This window comes from uncultured Imperialibacter sp. (assembly GCF_963974565.1).
Lineage (GTDB): Bacteria > Bacteroidota > Bacteroidia > Cytophagales > Cyclobacteriaceae > Imperialibacter > Imperialibacter roseus.
The window spans coordinates 18,172-34,919 of the sequence record NZ_CAXBCJ010000004.1; the positions used below are offsets into that span (position 1 = coordinate 18,172).

Below are 16,748 nucleotides of genomic sequence, written 5' to 3' on the forward strand. Positions count from 1 at the left end.
CCATATTTTCATAAACCAGCCAACATGGTTTAACCCTGACAGATGCCCAAAATTTATATTACTTTCTCAAGCCTTTCTACGATTTGCAACACGGCCGGACAAACCTGGGTGTTTCTCATAGTGAGATCCAGGATTTGGTGCATCTTCTTTCTGTTTGTGTGGGGATACTCTCTGCAAGCTCTGGGGCGGGCTTCATATATGGAGCAATAGTTGTCAGCACCCAGAAAGGCACAGGGGGAGCTTTTCAGCACGTAGTCGCCCTCATTGTCAATTTTTAAATACTGTTCGGTAAACGCAGATGGCTTAATTTTTAAAAATCTGGAGATCCTGTCGATATCGGCTCCGATAAAAATGGGGCTGGTGGTCTTGCAGCAATTGGCGCAGGTCAAGCAATCCACTTCGTCAAACACTTCTTCATGAAGTGAGTGAAAAACATCGTCCAAATGGGGGATTCTTTTCCTTTTAATTCTTGAAATAAACTTCTGAAACCCTGGCTTTTTACTGATTGCGTCAGAAGCGAACCGTTCTAAATCCATTGTATGCATGTAAGGAAGCGCCCACTAATCCACATTTTCTTTTTTAAATGTTGAAAGCCAGCCTAAAGCATCTTCCTGTGAGGTAAAGAGCCTCGTAGGTATGGTGGGTTTGCTCACGCTGAGAAAAAAATTACCCAGCAGCCGATTGACTGGCGACCCGACAACCAGCGCACAAGCGTTCATATTTTTGATTCCATCCCCCTCAGCAAAAGCCGAACGGGCGTCTTTTGTGATGGTTTTTACACTTGAAACATCCCCCAGGAAAGGATATGTCTTTCCGTCGCAGGCTTCTACCCGAGCGGTAATCATGTGGTTGGCCACTTCCAGATCGACCTCGTCCACTTTGTAATACCCAAACATGATATCGTCTTCTGTCCAAATCTTTATGTACTGGTTTTCTATCATATCATTTACTCTGTTACGGATGTAGGGTTCTTAGTTCATTAGGGCATATTCAGGATAGATGGCAGAGTAATTTTGAGTCGTAATTAACAAAAACTAATCTCTAGCAAGCTTCAAAAGTAAACTATTTTTCTCATGGCTAAAACACGTCACAATCATTTACTGGATACAATTGATGATATTATTACCAGTGCCGCTAACAAAGGCATTGTCCACCTTCACTCTCAGGGAGACTCCTTGTCAGGCTCAACCCTAAGGATCAATGACAGGGAATTGAAACACTTTGGCACATGCGGTTATCTGGGGCTGGAACAAGATTCGAGGCTAAAGGCTGGTGTGATTGATGCCGTGACTAAATATGGCACCCAGTTTCCTATGTCGAAGACTTATGTGTCGTCACCACTATATGCTGAGTTGGAGAATTTGATAGAAGCAATGTATGGTTATCCTGTTATTCTCACTAAGAATAGTACCCTTGGGCACATCACAGTGATACCTTCTATTATAAGAGACGACGACGTTGTTATCCTGGATCAGCAAGTGCATGCCAGCATACAAAGTGCCGTGCAAATGCTGAAACCAAAAGGTGTGCGGGTAGAGATTATCCGCCATAGCAACCTCGAAATGCTGGAGGAAAGAATACAAGAATTGCGCTCTAAGTACAACCGCATCTGGTACATGGCCGATGGCGTGTATTCTATGTATGGCGATGTGGCTCCGATAAAGGAAATGCAAAAGCTGGCAGATAAATATGATCAACTCTACTTGTACGTTGACGATGCCCATGGAATGAGTTGGGCAGGTGAGCATGGCACAGGCTTTATCATGAGCCAGGTTAAGATGCATAGAAAAATGGTGCTGTGCGCAACCATGGGCAAGTGCTTTGGCGCCACCGGCGGGCTCATTGTCTTTCCCGAAGAGGAAATGCGACGCAAAGTAAAAATATTCGGTGGTCCTCTTACTTTCTCAGTGCAAATAGAACCACCCATGCTTGGTGCTGCTATTGCTTCAGCGAAAATTCACCTTTCGGATGAGATATATGCCATGCAGCAGCGGTTAGCTGGTAAGATTGAGTTTTGCAATGAGCTTATTCGGCAAACTGACCTTCCGCTGGTGGTCGAAAATGAGTGCCCTATTTTCTTTATAGGCACAGGCATGCCTGCCACAGGATACAATTTTGTAGAACGGCTGATGAAAGAAGGGTATTATGTCAACCTGGGTGTGTTTCCGGCGGTGCCTGTGAAAAATACAGGGGTTCGGTTTACAATCTCTTGCCACAATAGCGAAGCAGACATTGAAGGCTTTGTGGAGGCGATGGACTACCACTACCCGAAGGCATTGGAAGATGAGGGCAAAACGGAGAACGAAGTACGCAAATCATTTAAAATGCCATTGTTGAGTGAGAAGGCAACTTTAGAAGCAAAAGTCACTTCGGAGCTTACAGCGCAGGTGAGCTCAACCATAGAAGCATTTCCAGAAGAAGAGTGGAACAGGCTTATCAGCAAGAACATGTCTGTCGACTGGAAGGGTATGAAATTCATTGAGGAGGCATTTTCTGGCAACGACCTTCCTGAGGAAAATTGGAAATTCCACTATCTGATGGTGCGGGACGGTGAAGGAACACCAGTTTTGGCTACGTTCTTCTCAAGTGCACTCTGCAAGGATGATATATTTGCCCAGGCTGGCGTTTCCATTCAACTTGAAGAGGATAGAAAATATAACCCCTATCTGCTGACTTCACAAACCCTTGTGATGGGTTCGTTGATGACCGAAGGCAACCACTTTTACCTGAATAAGGGGCATAGCCAGTGGGAAGAAGCTGTCAGGATCATGATTGGAAAGGTCGGTGAAATTCAGGAGTCTGAGAAAATAAGCGCTACCTATCTGAGAGACTTTGATGACAACGACCCTCAACTGAAGGAGGTGTTTCACGACCAGGGCTTTGTAAAAGTTGATGTTCCCGACTCTTGCGTAATTGACAAGCTTGGATGGAAAAACACAGACGAATTCCTTTCGGGGCTGTCAACCCGCTCACGTCGCCACATACGTTACGATGTACTGAAGTATGAGCATATGTTTGATGTTGAGGTGGTAAATGCACCCTCAAAAGAGGATATGAGACATTTTCAGGACCTGTTTAGAAATGTCAGGAACAGGAACTTTGCCATTAATGTGTTTGACTATCCTGATAAATTTTTTCAAATGATGCCAGGTGAAGCCGGGTGGGAGTTTGTGGTGCTGAAACTGAAGCCTGAATTCGATAGTAACCAGAAACCTGTTGCTGTTGCCTTTAATTACCGGAACGACGCTGGAGTATATACCTTCCTTTTGATAGGAATGGACTATGAATATCTTGAAAAGTACAATATCTACAGGCAAACTATTTACAGAACGCTTCAGCAGGCAAACACGCTTGGCTATCAGACGCTGCGACTAGGTATCTCGGCCACGATTGAGAAGAAGAAATTTGGCGCTAGCGTGCATCCAAAGGTGGCGTTTGTTCAAATCAAGGACAACTTTAATATGGAACAGATTGAGCAGTTGGCTGTGAGCCAGGCTTAATTTAAAAGGAATTAGTTTACTCTCTTATAATATCTTATGACCGTATCAGAAATGAGTGTAATTACGGATGATGATCGACTGGATAAAATCAATGCCTTAATTGTCAAACTGGCGTCCGGTAACCTGGATGCCAGAGAAACTCCCTCCGATGATTTTGATGAGGTAGATGCAATTATTGCAGGGATCAACATGCTTGGTGAAGAACTGGAGAGTTCCACTGTGTCCCGCAATTACCTAAAAAGCATCTATGATGGTATTGTGGACATGGTCATCATAGTAAAGGAAAACGGCCTTATTCAGGGAGTCAATGGTGCCGTCACGAAGCTCCTCGACTATTCGGAGAACGACCTGGTTGGGAAGAATTTGTCAGACGTTTTCAAGTCCGATTCTGCTGAACCTTTGGGTTTTCTGGAGCACCTGAGAGATGATAGCAGTCTTCATAACATTGAAGGCATGGTGGTGGGCAAATCTGGAAAAGAAACGCCGGTTAGCACCTCCTGCTCCATTTTGATTGACTCAAAAGGTGAGCCTGCCGGGCTGCTGCTCGTGGCCAAGGACATGACTGTTCAGAAACAGATTGAGGCTGAACTTAAAAAAAGCAAGGAAGCCGCGGAGTTGTCCAATCGGATGAAAAGCAGCTTCTTGGCCAATATGAGCCATGAAATAAGGACGCCTCTCAATGGGATTCTTGGGTTTACCGAATACCTCATAGGGATGAGCATTAGCGACGAGCAAAAGGAGTACCTTCAATTGATTGAAAGTTCCGGGCAAACGCTAATGAAGCTTTTAAGCGATATTTTGGATCTTAACAAGATAGAAGAAGGTAAGCTTGGGTTTGATCACGTGCCCATTCACTTCAAAGAAACCATGGCCTCTGCCCTTCAACCATATAAGTACATGGCCAACGAAAAGGGAGTCGCATTTGACCTCAAGTTTGAGAACTTTGATAAGATTTCCCATGTTTATTGCGACCCTACCCGTGTAAATCAAATAATGGTAAACCTGGTAGGAAACGCTCTGAAATTTACCAGCAAAGGAAAAGTAAGTGTCAAACTAAGCATTTCCCCTATTGGCGATGGCAAACGAGCGATGATCAGAGGTTGTGTTTCCGACACAGGTATAGGTATTCCAGATGACGTTAAAAATGATATTTTCAAGGCATTTGTCCAGTCCGATTCGTCCATTACAAGGAGATTTGGCGGTTCAGGACTGGGTTTGTCGATAGTAAAAGAGCTTATTCATTTGATGGGAGGGGAAATCAGTATTGGCAGCCCTTCCCACATAGGCACGGCTGAAAACCCCGGCTCTGAGTTCAATTTTAACTTCTCTGTAGACATAGCCGAAGCACCGGTAAATGAAACATTAGAGAAGTTTGAAAAGCTGGAGTTTACAACGCAGTACAAGTTACTTGTGGTGGAGGACAATGAGATGAATCGTATTCTCGCAGGGAGGGTATTGAGCAAGTTTGGAGCAACGGTTGAATACGCCGTGCATGGCAAGGAAGCGGTACAAATGCTGAAAGTGAACGATTACGATGCCATTTTAATGGATGTTCAGATGCCCGTGATGGATGGACTTCAAGCCACACGGGTTATCAGGAGACTGGGGTATGACTTGCCCATTATTGGCCTGTCGGCCAACGTGTTCAAGGAAGATATAGACAGGAGCAAGCAAGCCGGCATGGACGACCACATTGGCAAGCCATTTACCAAATTATCCATTTTTAGAGCGTTGAAAAATGTGCTAGAATAGATTAGGCTTAATTCAATGTTGTGCGCCACATTACCTGTTTTTACCCACGTTAGTGGGAACGGATTCATTTCTTCCTGGTTACCTACAGCACTCAATAGCCAGTTTTTGATGACAATGATGAGTTGTTTTGGCCATGTTGACCGTCTACAAACTTCTGATCGGTAGTTGACCACTTTATGATTCTATAAGGTTTTCTCTTCCTTTGCATTAAATTATGCTGGAAATTAACGTCTTCGAACTATAATTGTAAATTAGAGGGAGTTTAACCGTAGACCAGTGTCAGGTAAATAATATGGACCATCTCTTTTGCTGAAATAGTCGAAAATGTAAAGCGTACGCCAGATGCTTCCGAAACACGAGATTCCAGATCACCTCAAGGGCAGAATAGACGACATTATACAATTGGTATATGAGATAGCCAATGGTAATTTCGAATATCGGCTTCCTCGCTATGGATTCAATGATGAATTGGATGGCCTTGTCGGTGGGATCAACATGTTGGGTGAAGAGCTCAAGTCCTCTATGGTATCCAAAAATTACCTTGAAAGCATTTATAAGGGAGTAGTAGATGTCCTTTTCATCCTTGACATCGATTTTCGAATTGAGGAAGTGAATGAAATCACACTGGAAAAATTCAATTGTGAAGAAAGTGCTCTACTCAAACGGCCACTTGCCGAACTGCTAAGCGAGAATGAACAGATACTCCTTGAAAGGGTGAGGGCGGAACTTGGCGAGAAAAACATTTGCCGGATCAATGAGTTGCACTTCTGCTTTAATGGCGAACTGTCCAAGCCGCACTCAGCCACGTTTTCCTATCTCCTCAACAGCCAGAATCAGCCGTCCAATATCCTGCTAATTGCTAAAGACGTCTCTGTTTTTAAGGAAGCAAGGGAAAGGGCAGAGGCATCCAATGAGGCCAAAACACGGTTTTTGGCGAATATGAGTCATGAAATAAGGACGCCCCTTAGTGCCATTTTAGGGTTTATCGACCTGATGTTTGAAACTTCTCCTACAGAGGAGCAGCAAAATTTTCTACGGCTTATCAAGGCTTCCGGTGAAGACCTCTCAAAACTGATTAATAACATTCTGGATATTAATAAGATTGAGGCAGGCAAGCTTACGCTTGAACAAATAGAATTTCAGTTTGAGGAAATAATGAAATCAAACTTGAATCCTTATCGCTACCTGGCCAGGGAAAAAGGGATCGATTTGTCTATCTCTATTGATCCTGCTATACCTAAAGTGCTTATTGGCGACCCTCAAAAGATAAACCAGATAGTCCGAAACCTTGTAAGCAATGCGGTGAAGTTTACAGTTACCGGCAATATAAATGTGAATTTCACCAGCTTGCCAGCCAAGGCAGGTTATGCTGTTATTCAGGGAGATATTATCGATTCGGGGATCGGCATCCCCTCCAATAAGCTAAACGTTATTTTTGACAGCTTCACGCAGGCCGATGACTCCACTTCCCGTAACTATGGAGGATCCGGTTTAGGGCTCACAATCTGCAGGTATTTGCTCAACTCCATGGATGGAGACATAAAAGTAGAAAGCCCACCGGTGAGTTTTGGGTTCGAAAAAGGCACCGCATTCACATTTACCATGGAGCTCAAGGCGGCAGACTCGCAGGTTGTGAAGCCAAGAGAGGAAGCGCAAACCTTGAAGCTGAAGTTCAGCCGGCAATACCACATACTTGTGGTTGACGATAACGATCTTAATCTGAAGCTTGCGAAACGGGTGCTGGAAAATCTGGGAGCCAAAGCGCTAGTGGCCGACAGCGGACAGAGTGCGTTGGAACTCATCAATATCCATGACTTTGATTTGGTTTTCATAGACATTCATATGCCGGAAATGGACGGCTATGAGCTGGCCGCAAAAATCAGGAAAATGCAGTATAATATGCCTCTTATAGCCCTTTCGGCAGATGCTTATGAGGAAGCTGTGCTAAAGTCGCTGCAGTCGGGTATGAATGCCCATGTTAAAAAACCATTTACAAAGGAGGAGATTTTTGTCGCCTCGAAGGGGTTTTTAGAGCTTTAGTACCTTATTTTTTTTGAATGATCCCCATCATTTCGATAGAGTAGTTGTCTTTGGCTTGAATAAAAGCAACTCTGGGATAAATGGTGGCCCCTAGTTTCTTTTTCTCAAAGGAAGAGGAGTAACCGAAGTTTATTTTCTTAAAGCCCAACGACTGCGCTCTCACAATTGTTTGATACAGCATTTGCCGATAGGTCTGATACTTCTGCACATAGTCATAGTCCATGCCAATGAATGCTGGTACGTAGGTTATATTATTGTTGTTGAAACAGAACATGACCGCAATGGGGTTGTCGGTTTCATTTTGTCCTTGTTTTTCTTTTTTAAGCCTCAGTATAATAAACTCCCAGTTAGTATCTGCCGACATCTTTTCAAAAACGCTCTTGTTGAAAGGGAATGTATTGACATCTAAATTCTTGCTCCAGACGTTTTGGTACAATGCCATGAACTGGCAAATCTCATCTTCGGCAAGGGTTTGTTTTACTTCAATGTCGAAGTAGTCTTCAAAGGGAGCCACGTCTTGCCTGAAATGCTTTCTGGATTTGCTGGAAAGAGTTGAAATATATTCTTCTGTGTTTGCCCACGACAGGTCTTCCACAGTACATGATTCTGGGAGTGTAGTTTTGAAAAAACCTTTCTTCAACACATACTCTTCAATTTCGGTATCGCTTTCGTCGAAGTCCCTTAGCACAATGGAAGAAGGCTTGAGAAGTTCATCCAGTTCTTCTACTTTTTCGATAATCAAGTCCATCGCATTTTGCCATCGGTCATCATTTTTATCAAGAAAGAGATGTTGGCCTTCAGTAAACAGCGACCCCATAATTAGTGCTGTTGACACCATGAAGCCGGGCTCTGATTTCCTTTTTTCTTCAAACTCCTTTGAAATTGAAGCTGGCGCCAGCATGTCTTCTTTCCAAAGAGCGAAAGTAAAAAAGGTAGCAGCTATCACTTTTTTATTTTCATCACGAACGAGAAGATAAAAGAACTGCCAGTTATTCTCCTTCTCTTCATTATCAGTAAAGGTTTTCTCAAGAAACTGAAGCCCCGCATGATTGAAAACACCCTCTCCTCCAAAGTACGTGTCCCAGATTTTAGCGTCAATCTCACCGGCAGAGCGGAAGGTTTCTAGTGTCAGTGTTTCTGTTTTGCTGGCAGCGACTTTATTTTCTTTTTCAATAAGAGGAAGGTCAAAAATCTTTCTTACACTATTCATCGAATAGCGCTCCTCCTCCAGGGCCTTGGGAAAGTTTTCATTCAACGCCGCCACCAACTGCTCGATGTCCTCACGCTGGTTATGTCTGGAGATTGTAAATCTGATCCCGGTTTTCTTCACTGGTACAGCCGGAAAAATACCCATGTTACCATAGAAGCCGGCATCATACATTTTGTTAACAAAATTGTAGCCCACTGCGGGTGCACCTGCTCCAATATAGAAAACCGGGCAGTCATTTCTATCTACCAGCGGTAAATCTGTTTGTGCCAGTAAATCATTGCAATAGTCTATTTTGTCACGCAATTCCGCTTGCATCTCAACAATCTCAGGGCTCAGGTGAATCTTAGCAGAGGCAATGGCTGCCGCTACAGACGCTGGTTCGAGCTGCGCAGAAAACGTAAGTGGCCCTCCAAAGTTTTTGACCTTATTGAAGTAGGACTGATTGGAAGAAACCAGTATGCCACCGCTTGCGCCAAATGACTTGCTGAGTGTACTGAAAAGGAATACATTCTCGGGCAGTTCTTTGTATTGGTTCAGCACATAACCGGTTCCGTTCTCGCCTACCCAGCTCATGCCATGCACATCGTCGAAGTATAGATATAGCTGGGGGTATTTAGCGCACAACGCTTTGAGTTGCTCAATGGGTGCGGTGTCGCCAAACATAGAGTACACACCATCGGCACAATACCATATTTTTTCCCGGCCAGGGCTTAGCGCTTTAATTTTTTCCTCAAGCATATTCATATTGTTATGCCTGATCATATCTACTGTCACTCCTCTGTTTTTTAGCAGGAGGGAGGCATTCTGTACACTCCAATGTACATAGTGATCTAAAATAACCGCATCTTCATCACGCACAATCGATGGGATTACCCCCATATGGCCAAGCGTACTATTTTTCATAACCAGCACGGGAACTTTAAACATGAGATTTAACTTCTCTTCTAGTTCCTGGTACAGCGAATGGGAAACATAACTTTTGGATAGGGGGAACTGTGTGCCAAACTTTTGAATGGCATCAATAGCGGCATCTTTTAACCTTTGATCTTGCTCAAGCCCAAGGTATCCCGTGGTGCCGAAATGAAAAAGATCTTTCCCATTTATTCTAATAGTTCGGCCAGTGAAACGCTCGTCTTCAGTGTGCAGTTGTATGACTCCACGTGATTTTGCGTCCTCTGCTATGGTATTAAGTGTGTCAATTAAGTTATTATGTTTTACTTTTGCCATTTGGGTTAGTTAGATTGCCAGCTAAATTACACCAGCTAAATGTAATATTTGCATTTTAATAAGAAGAGAGGTGCAGAAATTATGTATTTTTCCTCAAGAATTTGACTATTAGTAGTTTGCGATTGATCAATGGACAAGATAGAAAATGAGTTTGCTAGCTTTTTTCTGAAAGATGGGATCTTGCATTTTATCTACAAACCCAACACAGAGTTAGATGTCGATGCAGCCAAGAAGGTGGTTGAAGATAGGAAAACTATTCAGAAGGGCAAGTCATACCCCGTTTTGTGTGATATACGGGGGCTAAAAGATGTGGATAAGGTTGCCCGAGACTTTCTGGCGAAAGAGGGATCTTCTTTGGTGGACGCCGTGGCCCTGGTGGTTGATTCACCTGCGTACGAATTTATGGCTAATTTTTATCTGAAGGTGAGTAAGCCAGATGTGCCGACAAAAATGTTTAGCTCTATGGAGGAAGCGCTAGAATACATTAAAAAATTCAAGTAGTCTTATTCCAGTAAAAACAAAAAACCCATCTCGATAAAGATGGGTTTTAGTATTTGGAAGGCTTGTTTGCTTAAGCCAGTACTTCTTTCACCTTGAGTGCAGCATCTTTTAGCACAATAGCAGGGAATACTTTCAGCCCCGACTCTGCAATTATTTTCGCTCCTTCTTCAGCGTTTGTGCCTTGCAAGCGAACGATGATTGGCACTTTAATCTCTCCGATGTTTTTGTAGGCTTCTACCACGCCAGTGGCTACCCTGTCGCAACGCACGATACCACCGAAAATATTGATAAGAATAGCCTTCACGTTAGGGTCTTTCAGGATGATCCTGAAGCCAGCTTCAACCGTTTTGGCATTTGCCCCACCACCTACATCAAGGAAGTTGGCAGGTTCGCCGCCAGAAAGTTTGATGATGTCCATGGTAGCCATGGCCAGTCCGGCGCCGTTCACCATACAACCCACGTTGCCGTCGAGCTTCACATAGTTAAGGCCTGCAACGCCAGCCTCTACTTCCAAAGGATCTTCCTCGGAAATATCACGGAGCTCGGCAAGGTCTTTATGACGGAACAAGGCGTTGTCGTCAAGGTTAACCTTGGCATCAACAGCCAGAATTTTGTTATCAGAAGTTTTTAACACAGGGTTGATCTCAAACATCGTTGAGTCGCTTCCAATGAATGCATTGTAAAGAGAATGGATGAACTTCACCATTTCTTTCAGTGCGTTACCCTCCAGCCCCAATTTGAAAGCCACCTTACGTGCCTGAAATGGCTGCAAACCAACGGATGGATCGATCCACTCTTTGATGATTTTCTCAGGAGTATGCGCAGCCACTTCTTCGATGTCCATGCCACCCTCAGTAGAGGCCATGATAACATTGCTGGCTTTTGCCCTGTCGAGCAAAATACTCATATAATATTCCTTCGGCTCCGATTCGCCAGGATAGTAAACATCCTGAGCAATGAGCACTTTATTCACCTTTTTACCTTCAGGGCCAGTTTGGTGTGTTACCAGCGTACCTCCCAATATTTTTTCAGCCTTTGGCGCCACTTCATTCAGGCTCTTGGCAAGCACCACCCCATTGGAATCGGTTTCCCTTACTTTGCCCTTACCACGTCCGCCGGCATGGATTTGTGCTTTTACAACATACCAGCTTGTGCCTGTGTCTGCATTGAGGGTTCTTGCAGCTTCCAAAGCCCGTTCTGGCGTATCAGCAACGATACCTTCCTGGATGGTAACTCCGTAGCTTTTCAGAATTCCTTTGGCTTGATATTCGTGAATGTTCATCCTCTAATTTTTTTGTGCGAATCTAAGCCATAGGGGGTGCAATTACAAGCTAAAGTTTAATGGTGAAGAGATCGGTAGTTATAAAGCCTTGAAGGAAAGGCAATCTTTCTATATTTGCAGGGCAACAATTTTTTAGATGCTAAAAGCGACAGGAATAAAGAAAAAATACGGCAACCTTGAAGTATTGAAAGGCATAGACCTCGAAATAGCCAAAGGAGAAGTAGTTTCCATAGTGGGAGCAAGCGGTGCCGGTAAGAGCACTCTCTTGCATATACTAGGTAGTTTGGATACCCCCGACGAGGGCACGATTGAACTCTCCGGTAAAGATGTTTTCAAATTGGCATCGACACAGCTGGCGTCTTTTCGTAACAAAGAAATAGGCTTTGTCTTCCAGTTTCACAACCTGTTGCCAGAATTTACTGCGCTGGAGAATGTGTGCATTCCTGGTTACATAGGCGGCAGAAATGATGATGATGTAGCCAAGCGGGCAAAGGAATTGTTGCAGCTTTTGGGGCTGGGAGCCAGGCTCGACCATAAGCCTTCAGCCCTTTCGGGAGGTGAGCAACAGAGGACGGCCATTGCCAGAGCACTGATCAACAGCCCCTCCATCGTTTTTGGTGATGAGCCAAGCGGTAACCTTGATTCAAAAAATGCCAATGAGCTTCACAACCTGTTTTTCAAGATAAGAGAAGAGCTGGGGCATACATTTGTCATCGTTACCCACAACGAAGAATTTGCTGCTATGGCCGATCGTACATTGGAAATTCAGGACGGCATGGTGCTTACTGATGCGGAAAAATGAGGAGATGGAGGAGCGTGCCGGCAGGGGTAAGGTATATGCTGCTCGCAACTGTGCTCTTCGCCATGATGAAGGTGTGCGTGAAAATGATTCCGCAAATTCCTTCCGTTGAAATCATACTTTTCCGATCAGTTATTTCATTCATCATTTCATTTATTGGTATTAAGGCCGCTGGTATTTCGCCCTGGGGCACTAACAAGCCGATGCTGATTTTGCGTGGCGTTTGCGGCTCTCTGTCTTTAATTCTCTATTTTATTCTTATTCAGCAGATCCCTCTGGCCACTACTTACACGCTGCTCTATCTGGCCCCGGTGTTCACTACTATTCTGGGAATCTATTTTGTAAAGGAAAAAGTATTTCCAATGCAGTGGGTGTTTTTTGCTCTGTCGATGCTGGGAGTAGTGATCGTAACAGGTTTTGATATCAGGGTGGAGCCTATCCATCTTCTCATTGGATTGCTTTCATCTATGAGTTCGGGTGTGGCGTATAATGTTATCCGTAAACTTAAAACCAGTGAGCACCCGCTGGTAATTATCTTATATTTTCCATTGGTAACCATCCCTATAGCTGGTGTGTATTCTGTTTTTATCTGGGAGCAGCCGATTGGCTGGGAGTGGTTTTGGCTGATCATGGTGGGCATATTTACCCAGTTTGCGCAGTATTTTATGACGAAAGCTTACCAGCAGGAGGAACTTTCAATCATCTCAAGTCTCAGCTATCTCGGCATTGTTTATGGGCTTGGGTTTGGCTTCCTTTTTGGCGAAACCTTTAATCTGTTGACCTACATAGGTATGGCTTGTGTTGTGATGGGGGTGGTCAGCAATATTTGGTGGAAGAAGAAAGGGGAGGTTTTAAGGAGGAGGAAATCAATGGTGAGGAGTAATCAGTAACTGGTAAATAGTAAGCAGTAATCGGTAGTCAGTAAGGAGTAATCAGTGATCCGTAGGTGGTAAATATTACGCAGTAATCTGCGAGAAGCTTGGGTTACTTATAGAAAAATGCTGGCATTGAAGACACAATAGGGTAAATCATTGCTAGAATTAGCCAATTGCCGACATGTAGCTTTAGCATAGGTGATAATTTTTTAAATTTACCGAAATGGAAAAGGGCAACAGATACGTCAGGAGTTTTAGAGATTTGGACGTCTACAAAATGGCAAGCAACCTGACCAATTCAATTTTTGAAATAACCAAGCGGTTCCCGAAGGAAGAGATGTATTCCCTTACTGATCAAGTTAGAAGGTCGTCTCGTTCGGTCGGGGCACAGATAGCAGAAGCCTGGGGAAAGAGACGGTATGAAAAGCATTTCATTAGTAAACTTACAGATGCTGATGCCGAACAACTTGAAACCCAACACTGGATAGAAGTTGCTCTGAACTGCCAGTATATATCTGTGGTAGAGAGGAATGCTCTGATTGAACAATGCAATTACATAGGAAAGATGATCTACTCCATGATAGCAAAATCAAAAATGTTTTGTAGTGGCGGTACGCAAAGCGAAACCGATCACTGATTACCATTCACTGAATACTAATTATCGATTACACAAAATGTCAGGACATAGCAAATGGTCAACGATCAAGCGGAAGAAAGGAGCGCTTGACGCCAAGAGGGGGAAAGTTTTCACCAAACTGAATCGGGAGATTACTGTTGCCATCAAAGAGGGTGGGCCCAATCCAGAAGCAAATACCAGGCTGAAAATAGCTATCCAGAATGCCAAAGGCGCCAATATGCCCAAGGATAATATTGACAGGGCGATCAAGAAAGCCTCAGATGCAGATGCTGACAGCTATTTTGAACTCACGTACGAAGGTTACGGCCCGCATGGTATCGCTATTTATGTGGAGTGCACCACCGATAATCAGAACCGCACAGTCCAAAATGTAAGACATGCCTTCACCAAGCATGGAGGGAGCCTGGGCACTAATGGCTCATTGGAATTTTTATTCGAAAGAAAAGGGAATTTTCAGATCCAAAAGCCGGTGGACTTTGACGAGGATGAGTTTACCCTGGAAGTGATCGATGGAGGAGCGGAAGACCTGGAGGTGGAAGAGGAGTATGTGACGGTGACTTGTGCATTCGAAGATTTCGGTAAAATGCAGAAGAAGCTTGATGAGATGAACGTGCAGGTAGAGAACGCTGAGCTTCAGAGAGAGCCGGCCAACAGGCTTAGCTTAGGGGATGAGGAATTTGTAAAAGTAATGAAGCTCATCGACGCCCTGGAGGATGACGACGATGTGCAGAAGGTGTTCCACAACCTGGAGATTACTGAGGCGCAAATGGAATTGATTTGACCTCTTTTAATGTTACTTTCGGATAAGGATTGACACTAAATCAATCCTTTATTATTTATGAAGATTACGAAAGACTTATACAGTGCTTCCATGGCGCTGCTTACCGACCTTTACCAGTTAACGATGGCTTTTGGCTACTGGAAGTCGGGCAAGGCAGACCAGAAGGCTGTTTTTAACCTATTCTTTAGAAACAACCCTTTTGGTGGGGGCTACACAGTCGCCTGCGGCCTGGAATACGTAGTAGACTATCTCAACAACTTTCATTTTTCAAAGCAGGACCTCAGCTACCTGGCTGAGACAACAGGCAACGACGGGCAACCGCTGTTTGAGCCTGCATTTCTCGAGTATCTGGCCAACCTGAAGTTTACCTGTGATATCGAAGCGGTGCCCGAAGGAACCATCGTTTTTCCCCACGAACCTATGGTGCGGGTGACAGGTTCCATTCTTCAATGCCAACTCATCGAAACGCCTCTTTTGAACCTTATCAATTTCCAAACGCTGGTGGCTACCAAAGCTTCCCGCATCTACCAGGCTGCCGGCGGTGATCCGGTTATGGAGTTTGGTTTGAGGAGGGCGCAAGGGATTGACGGAGCGCTGGCCGCTAGTCGCTCCGCTTTTATCGGCGGCTGCACTTCCACCAGCAACGTGATGGCGGGTAAGCTCTTCGGAATTCCGGTAAGCGGTACCCATGCCCATAGCTGGGTGATGTCGTTCGATAGTGAGAAGGAGGCTTTTGAAACTTATGCCGAAGCAATGCCTAACAACACGGTGCTTTTGGTCGACACCTACGACACTGAAGAAGGCATCCGGCAGGCGATCGCTGTTGGGAAGAAGATGCAGGCCAAAGGGCAGCAACTAATGGGTATTCGGATAGATAGTGGTGACCTGGCCTATTTCTCGCAAATGGCCAGAGAGATGCTTGACGAAGCAGGTCTGGAAACGGTGAAGGTGGTGGCTAGCAACGATCTGGATGAAAACCTGATCCAGAGCTTAAAGCTGCAGGAGGCAAAAATTGATGTTTGGGGCATTGGCACTAAGCTGGTGACAGCCTATGACCAGCCGGCGCTGGGGGCGGTATACAAACTGTCAGCTATTGAGAACCATGGCATGTGGCAGTATAAGCTGAAGCTTTCGGAGCAGACGGTGAAAATGAACAACCCAGGCATCCAGCAGGTCAAGAGGTTCGATGACGGCAGGCAGTACGTGGGCGATATGATTTTTGACGTAAATACAGAGCTGAAAAAGAAGAGCCTCATCATTGATCCGATGGATGCTACAAAGAGAAAAACACTGAATGCTGAGAAGTTAAACAGTGAAGACTTGCTGGTGCCGGTTTTTAAAAGTGGCCGTTGTATATATGACCTTCCTGACATCAAGGATATCAAGAAGCGGCACACTGAGCAACTTGGCATGCTTGATAGAAGTGTAAAACGCTTTGTGAATCCACATGTTTACCCCGTAGGGTTGGAGGAAAGCCTTCATAAGGCCAAAACAGAACTGATTCTAAAACTTCGAAAAGTGACTAGCAATGAATAAAGAAGCCCTGATCGTTGTAGACATACAAAACGACTTTCTTCCTGGCGGCGCATTGGCAGTTAATCATGGTGATGAAATCGTCCCAATTGTAAACGAGCTAATGGAGCGCTTCGACCTTGTTGTAGCTACTCAGGACTGGCATCCGGCTGACCATGGGAGCTTTGCAGCCAATCACGAAGGAAAGAAGGTGGGCGAGTTAATTGACCTGAATGGACTTCCTCAGATCATGTGGCCGGTACATTGTGTACAGGAGTCGAAAGGTGCTGAGTTTGCCAGAAGCCTGAATACGTCCAAATTCAAGAAAGTCTTTCAAAAAGGCACCGATGCTACGATCGATAGCTACAGTGGCTTGTTTGATAATGGAAAAAGGAAGTCAACTGGTCTGGGCGAATACCTGAAGGCGGAAGGGGTAGAAAAAGTCACAGTGGTTGGTCTTGCCGCCGATTACTGCGTGAAGTTCACCGCTTTGGATGCGAAGGAATTTGGCTTTGAGGTCGTGTTGACTGTGGCGGGCACACGGGCCGTCAACTTGCGACCAGGTGATTTTGAAAAGGCCCTGAAGGAATTGGAAAGGGCAGGGGTGGAGGTGAGGCGGTAAGAAGTAATCA

General features: G+C 44.7%; 14 protein-coding genes. 10 read left to right on the forward strand and 4 right to left on the reverse strand.

From position 1 onward, the window contains the following. Positions 1 to 53: 53 nt before the first annotated feature. Both AAC052_RS06765 and AAC052_RS06770 read right to left on the reverse strand, forming a co-directional pair. On the reverse strand, positions 54 to 536 hold the full coding sequence (locus AAC052_RS06765; RefSeq protein ID WP_339811951.1) for a YkgJ family cysteine cluster protein: 483 nt from the start codon (positions 534 to 536) through the stop codon (positions 54 to 56). Positions 537 to 560: 24 nt separating this feature from the next. Further along, positions 561 to 941, reverse strand: coding sequence for a hypothetical protein (locus AAC052_RS06770; RefSeq protein WP_317490959.1), 381 nt, complete (start codon positions 939 to 941; stop codon positions 561 to 563). Positions 942 to 1,073: 132 nt separating this feature from the next. On the opposite strand from AAC052_RS06770, the gene AAC052_RS06775 reads away from it, so the two are divergent. From AAC052_RS06775 to AAC052_RS06785, 3 genes are all read left to right on the forward strand, one after another. Continuing rightward, a complete protein-coding gene (locus AAC052_RS06775; RefSeq protein ID WP_317490960.1) occupies positions 1,074 to 3,500 on the forward strand; it encodes a bifunctional aminotransferase class I/II-fold pyridoxal phosphate-dependent enzyme/GNAT family N-acetyltransferase in 2,427 nt (808 codons plus the stop codon). Between the two features lie 36 nt (positions 3,501 to 3,536). Further along, the gene (locus AAC052_RS06780) at positions 3,537 to 5,252 is read left to right on the forward strand and encodes a response regulator (protein WP_339811954.1); all 1,716 of its coding nucleotides are present in this window, start codon (positions 3,537 to 3,539) and stop codon (positions 5,250 to 5,252) included. A gap of 342 nt (positions 5,253 to 5,594) precedes the next feature. Then, on the forward strand, positions 5,595 to 7,292 hold the full coding sequence (locus AAC052_RS06785; RefSeq protein WP_317490962.1) for a response regulator: 1,698 nt from the start codon (positions 5,595 to 5,597) through the stop codon (positions 7,290 to 7,292). A gap of 4 nt (positions 7,293 to 7,296) precedes the next feature. Here AAC052_RS06785 and AAC052_RS06790 read toward each other — a convergent pair whose 3' ends face one another. Continuing rightward, complete coding sequence (locus AAC052_RS06790) at positions 7,297 to 9,729, reverse strand: bifunctional aminotransferase class I/II-fold pyridoxal phosphate-dependent enzyme/GNAT family N-acetyltransferase (protein ID WP_339811957.1); 2,433 nt, start codon at positions 9,727 to 9,729, stop codon at positions 7,297 to 7,299. A 129-nt stretch (positions 9,730 to 9,858) separates the two neighbouring features. Between AAC052_RS06790 and AAC052_RS06795 the strand changes: the two genes are divergently transcribed. Next, positions 9,859 to 10,230, forward strand: coding sequence for a hypothetical protein (locus tag AAC052_RS06795; RefSeq protein ID WP_317490965.1), 372 nt, complete (start codon positions 9,859 to 9,861; stop codon positions 10,228 to 10,230). 70 nt (positions 10,231 to 10,300) lie between these two features. Here the strand turns inward: AAC052_RS06795 and sucC are convergent, their stop codons facing one another. Further along, the gene (gene sucC / locus AAC052_RS06800) at positions 10,301 to 11,512 is read right to left on the reverse strand and encodes an ADP-forming succinate--CoA ligase subunit beta (RefSeq protein WP_317490966.1); all 1,212 of its coding nucleotides are present in this window, start codon (positions 11,510 to 11,512) and stop codon (positions 10,301 to 10,303) included. 136 nt (positions 11,513 to 11,648) lie between these two features. On the opposite strand from sucC, the gene AAC052_RS06805 reads away from it, so the two are divergent. From AAC052_RS06805 to pncA, 6 genes are all read left to right on the forward strand, one after another. Continuing rightward, a complete protein-coding gene (locus tag AAC052_RS06805) occupies positions 11,649 to 12,314 on the forward strand; it encodes an ABC transporter ATP-binding protein (RefSeq protein ID WP_317490967.1) in 666 nt (221 codons plus the stop codon). Beyond that, complete coding sequence (locus AAC052_RS06810) at positions 12,311 to 13,201, forward strand: DMT family transporter (RefSeq protein ID WP_339811961.1); 891 nt, start codon at positions 12,311 to 12,313, stop codon at positions 13,199 to 13,201. Before AAC052_RS06805 ends, AAC052_RS06810 begins: the two co-directional genes overlap by 4 nt. Positions 13,202 to 13,409: 208 nt before the next feature. Next, positions 13,410 to 13,823, forward strand: coding sequence for a four helix bundle protein (locus AAC052_RS06815; protein ID WP_317490969.1), 414 nt, complete (start codon positions 13,410 to 13,412; stop codon positions 13,821 to 13,823). Between the two features lie 37 nt (positions 13,824 to 13,860). After that, complete coding sequence (locus tag AAC052_RS06820) at positions 13,861 to 14,604, forward strand: YebC/PmpR family DNA-binding transcriptional regulator (RefSeq protein ID WP_317490970.1); 744 nt, start codon at positions 13,861 to 13,863, stop codon at positions 14,602 to 14,604. Positions 14,605 to 14,661: 57 nt separating this feature from the next. Next, positions 14,662 to 16,140 (forward strand): nicotinate phosphoribosyltransferase, encoded by a 1,479-nt coding sequence (locus AAC052_RS06825; protein ID WP_339811963.1) that lies wholly within the window; start codon positions 14,662 to 14,664, stop codon positions 16,138 to 16,140. Then, the gene (gene pncA, locus AAC052_RS06830) at positions 16,133 to 16,738 is read left to right on the forward strand and encodes a bifunctional nicotinamidase/pyrazinamidase (RefSeq protein WP_339811965.1); all 606 of its coding nucleotides are present in this window, start codon (positions 16,133 to 16,135) and stop codon (positions 16,736 to 16,738) included. Before AAC052_RS06825 ends, pncA begins: the two co-directional genes overlap by 8 nt. Positions 16,739 to 16,748: the final 10 nt, after the last annotated feature.

Bases quoted from the DNA above. Each gene is read 5' to 3' on its own strand.
- AAC052_RS06790 (WP_339811957.1), bottom strand. From the start codon at position 9,729: ATGGCAAAAGTAAAACATAATAACTTAATTGACACACTTAATACCATA.
- AAC052_RS06775 (WP_317490960.1), top strand. From the start codon at position 1,074: ATGGCTAAAACACGTCACAATCATTTACTGGATACAATTGATGATATT.
- AAC052_RS06780 (WP_339811954.1), top strand. From the start codon at position 3,537: ATGACCGTATCAGAAATGAGTGTAATTACGGATGATGATCGACTGGAT.
- AAC052_RS06810 (WP_339811961.1), top strand. From the start codon at position 12,311: ATGAGGAGATGGAGGAGCGTGCCGGCAGGGGTAAGGTATATGCTGCTC.
- AAC052_RS06825 (WP_339811963.1), top strand. From the start codon at position 14,662: ATGAAGATTACGAAAGACTTATACAGTGCTTCCATGGCGCTGCTTACC.
- AAC052_RS06820 (WP_317490970.1), top strand. From the start codon at position 13,861: ATGTCAGGACATAGCAAATGGTCAACGATCAAGCGGAAGAAAGGAGCG.
- AAC052_RS06785 (WP_317490962.1), top strand. From the start codon at position 5,595: ATGCTTCCGAAACACGAGATTCCAGATCACCTCAAGGGCAGAATAGAC.
- AAC052_RS06815 (WP_317490969.1), top strand. From the start codon at position 13,410: ATGGAAAAGGGCAACAGATACGTCAGGAGTTTTAGAGATTTGGACGTC.
- pncA (WP_339811965.1), top strand. From the start codon at position 16,133: ATGAATAAAGAAGCCCTGATCGTTGTAGACATACAAAACGACTTTCTT.
- AAC052_RS06795 (WP_317490965.1), top strand. From the start codon at position 9,859: ATGGACAAGATAGAAAATGAGTTTGCTAGCTTTTTTCTGAAAGATGGG.
- AAC052_RS06770 (WP_317490959.1), bottom strand. From the start codon at position 941: ATGATAGAAAACCAGTACATAAAGATTTGGACAGAAGACGATATCATG.
- AAC052_RS06805 (WP_317490967.1), top strand. From the start codon at position 11,649: ATGCTAAAAGCGACAGGAATAAAGAAAAAATACGGCAACCTTGAAGTA.
- AAC052_RS06765 (WP_339811951.1), bottom strand. From the start codon at position 536: ATGGATTTAGAACGGTTCGCTTCTGACGCAATCAGTAAAAAGCCAGGG.
- sucC (WP_317490966.1), bottom strand. From the start codon at position 11,512: ATGAACATTCACGAATATCAAGCCAAAGGAATTCTGAAAAGCTACGGA.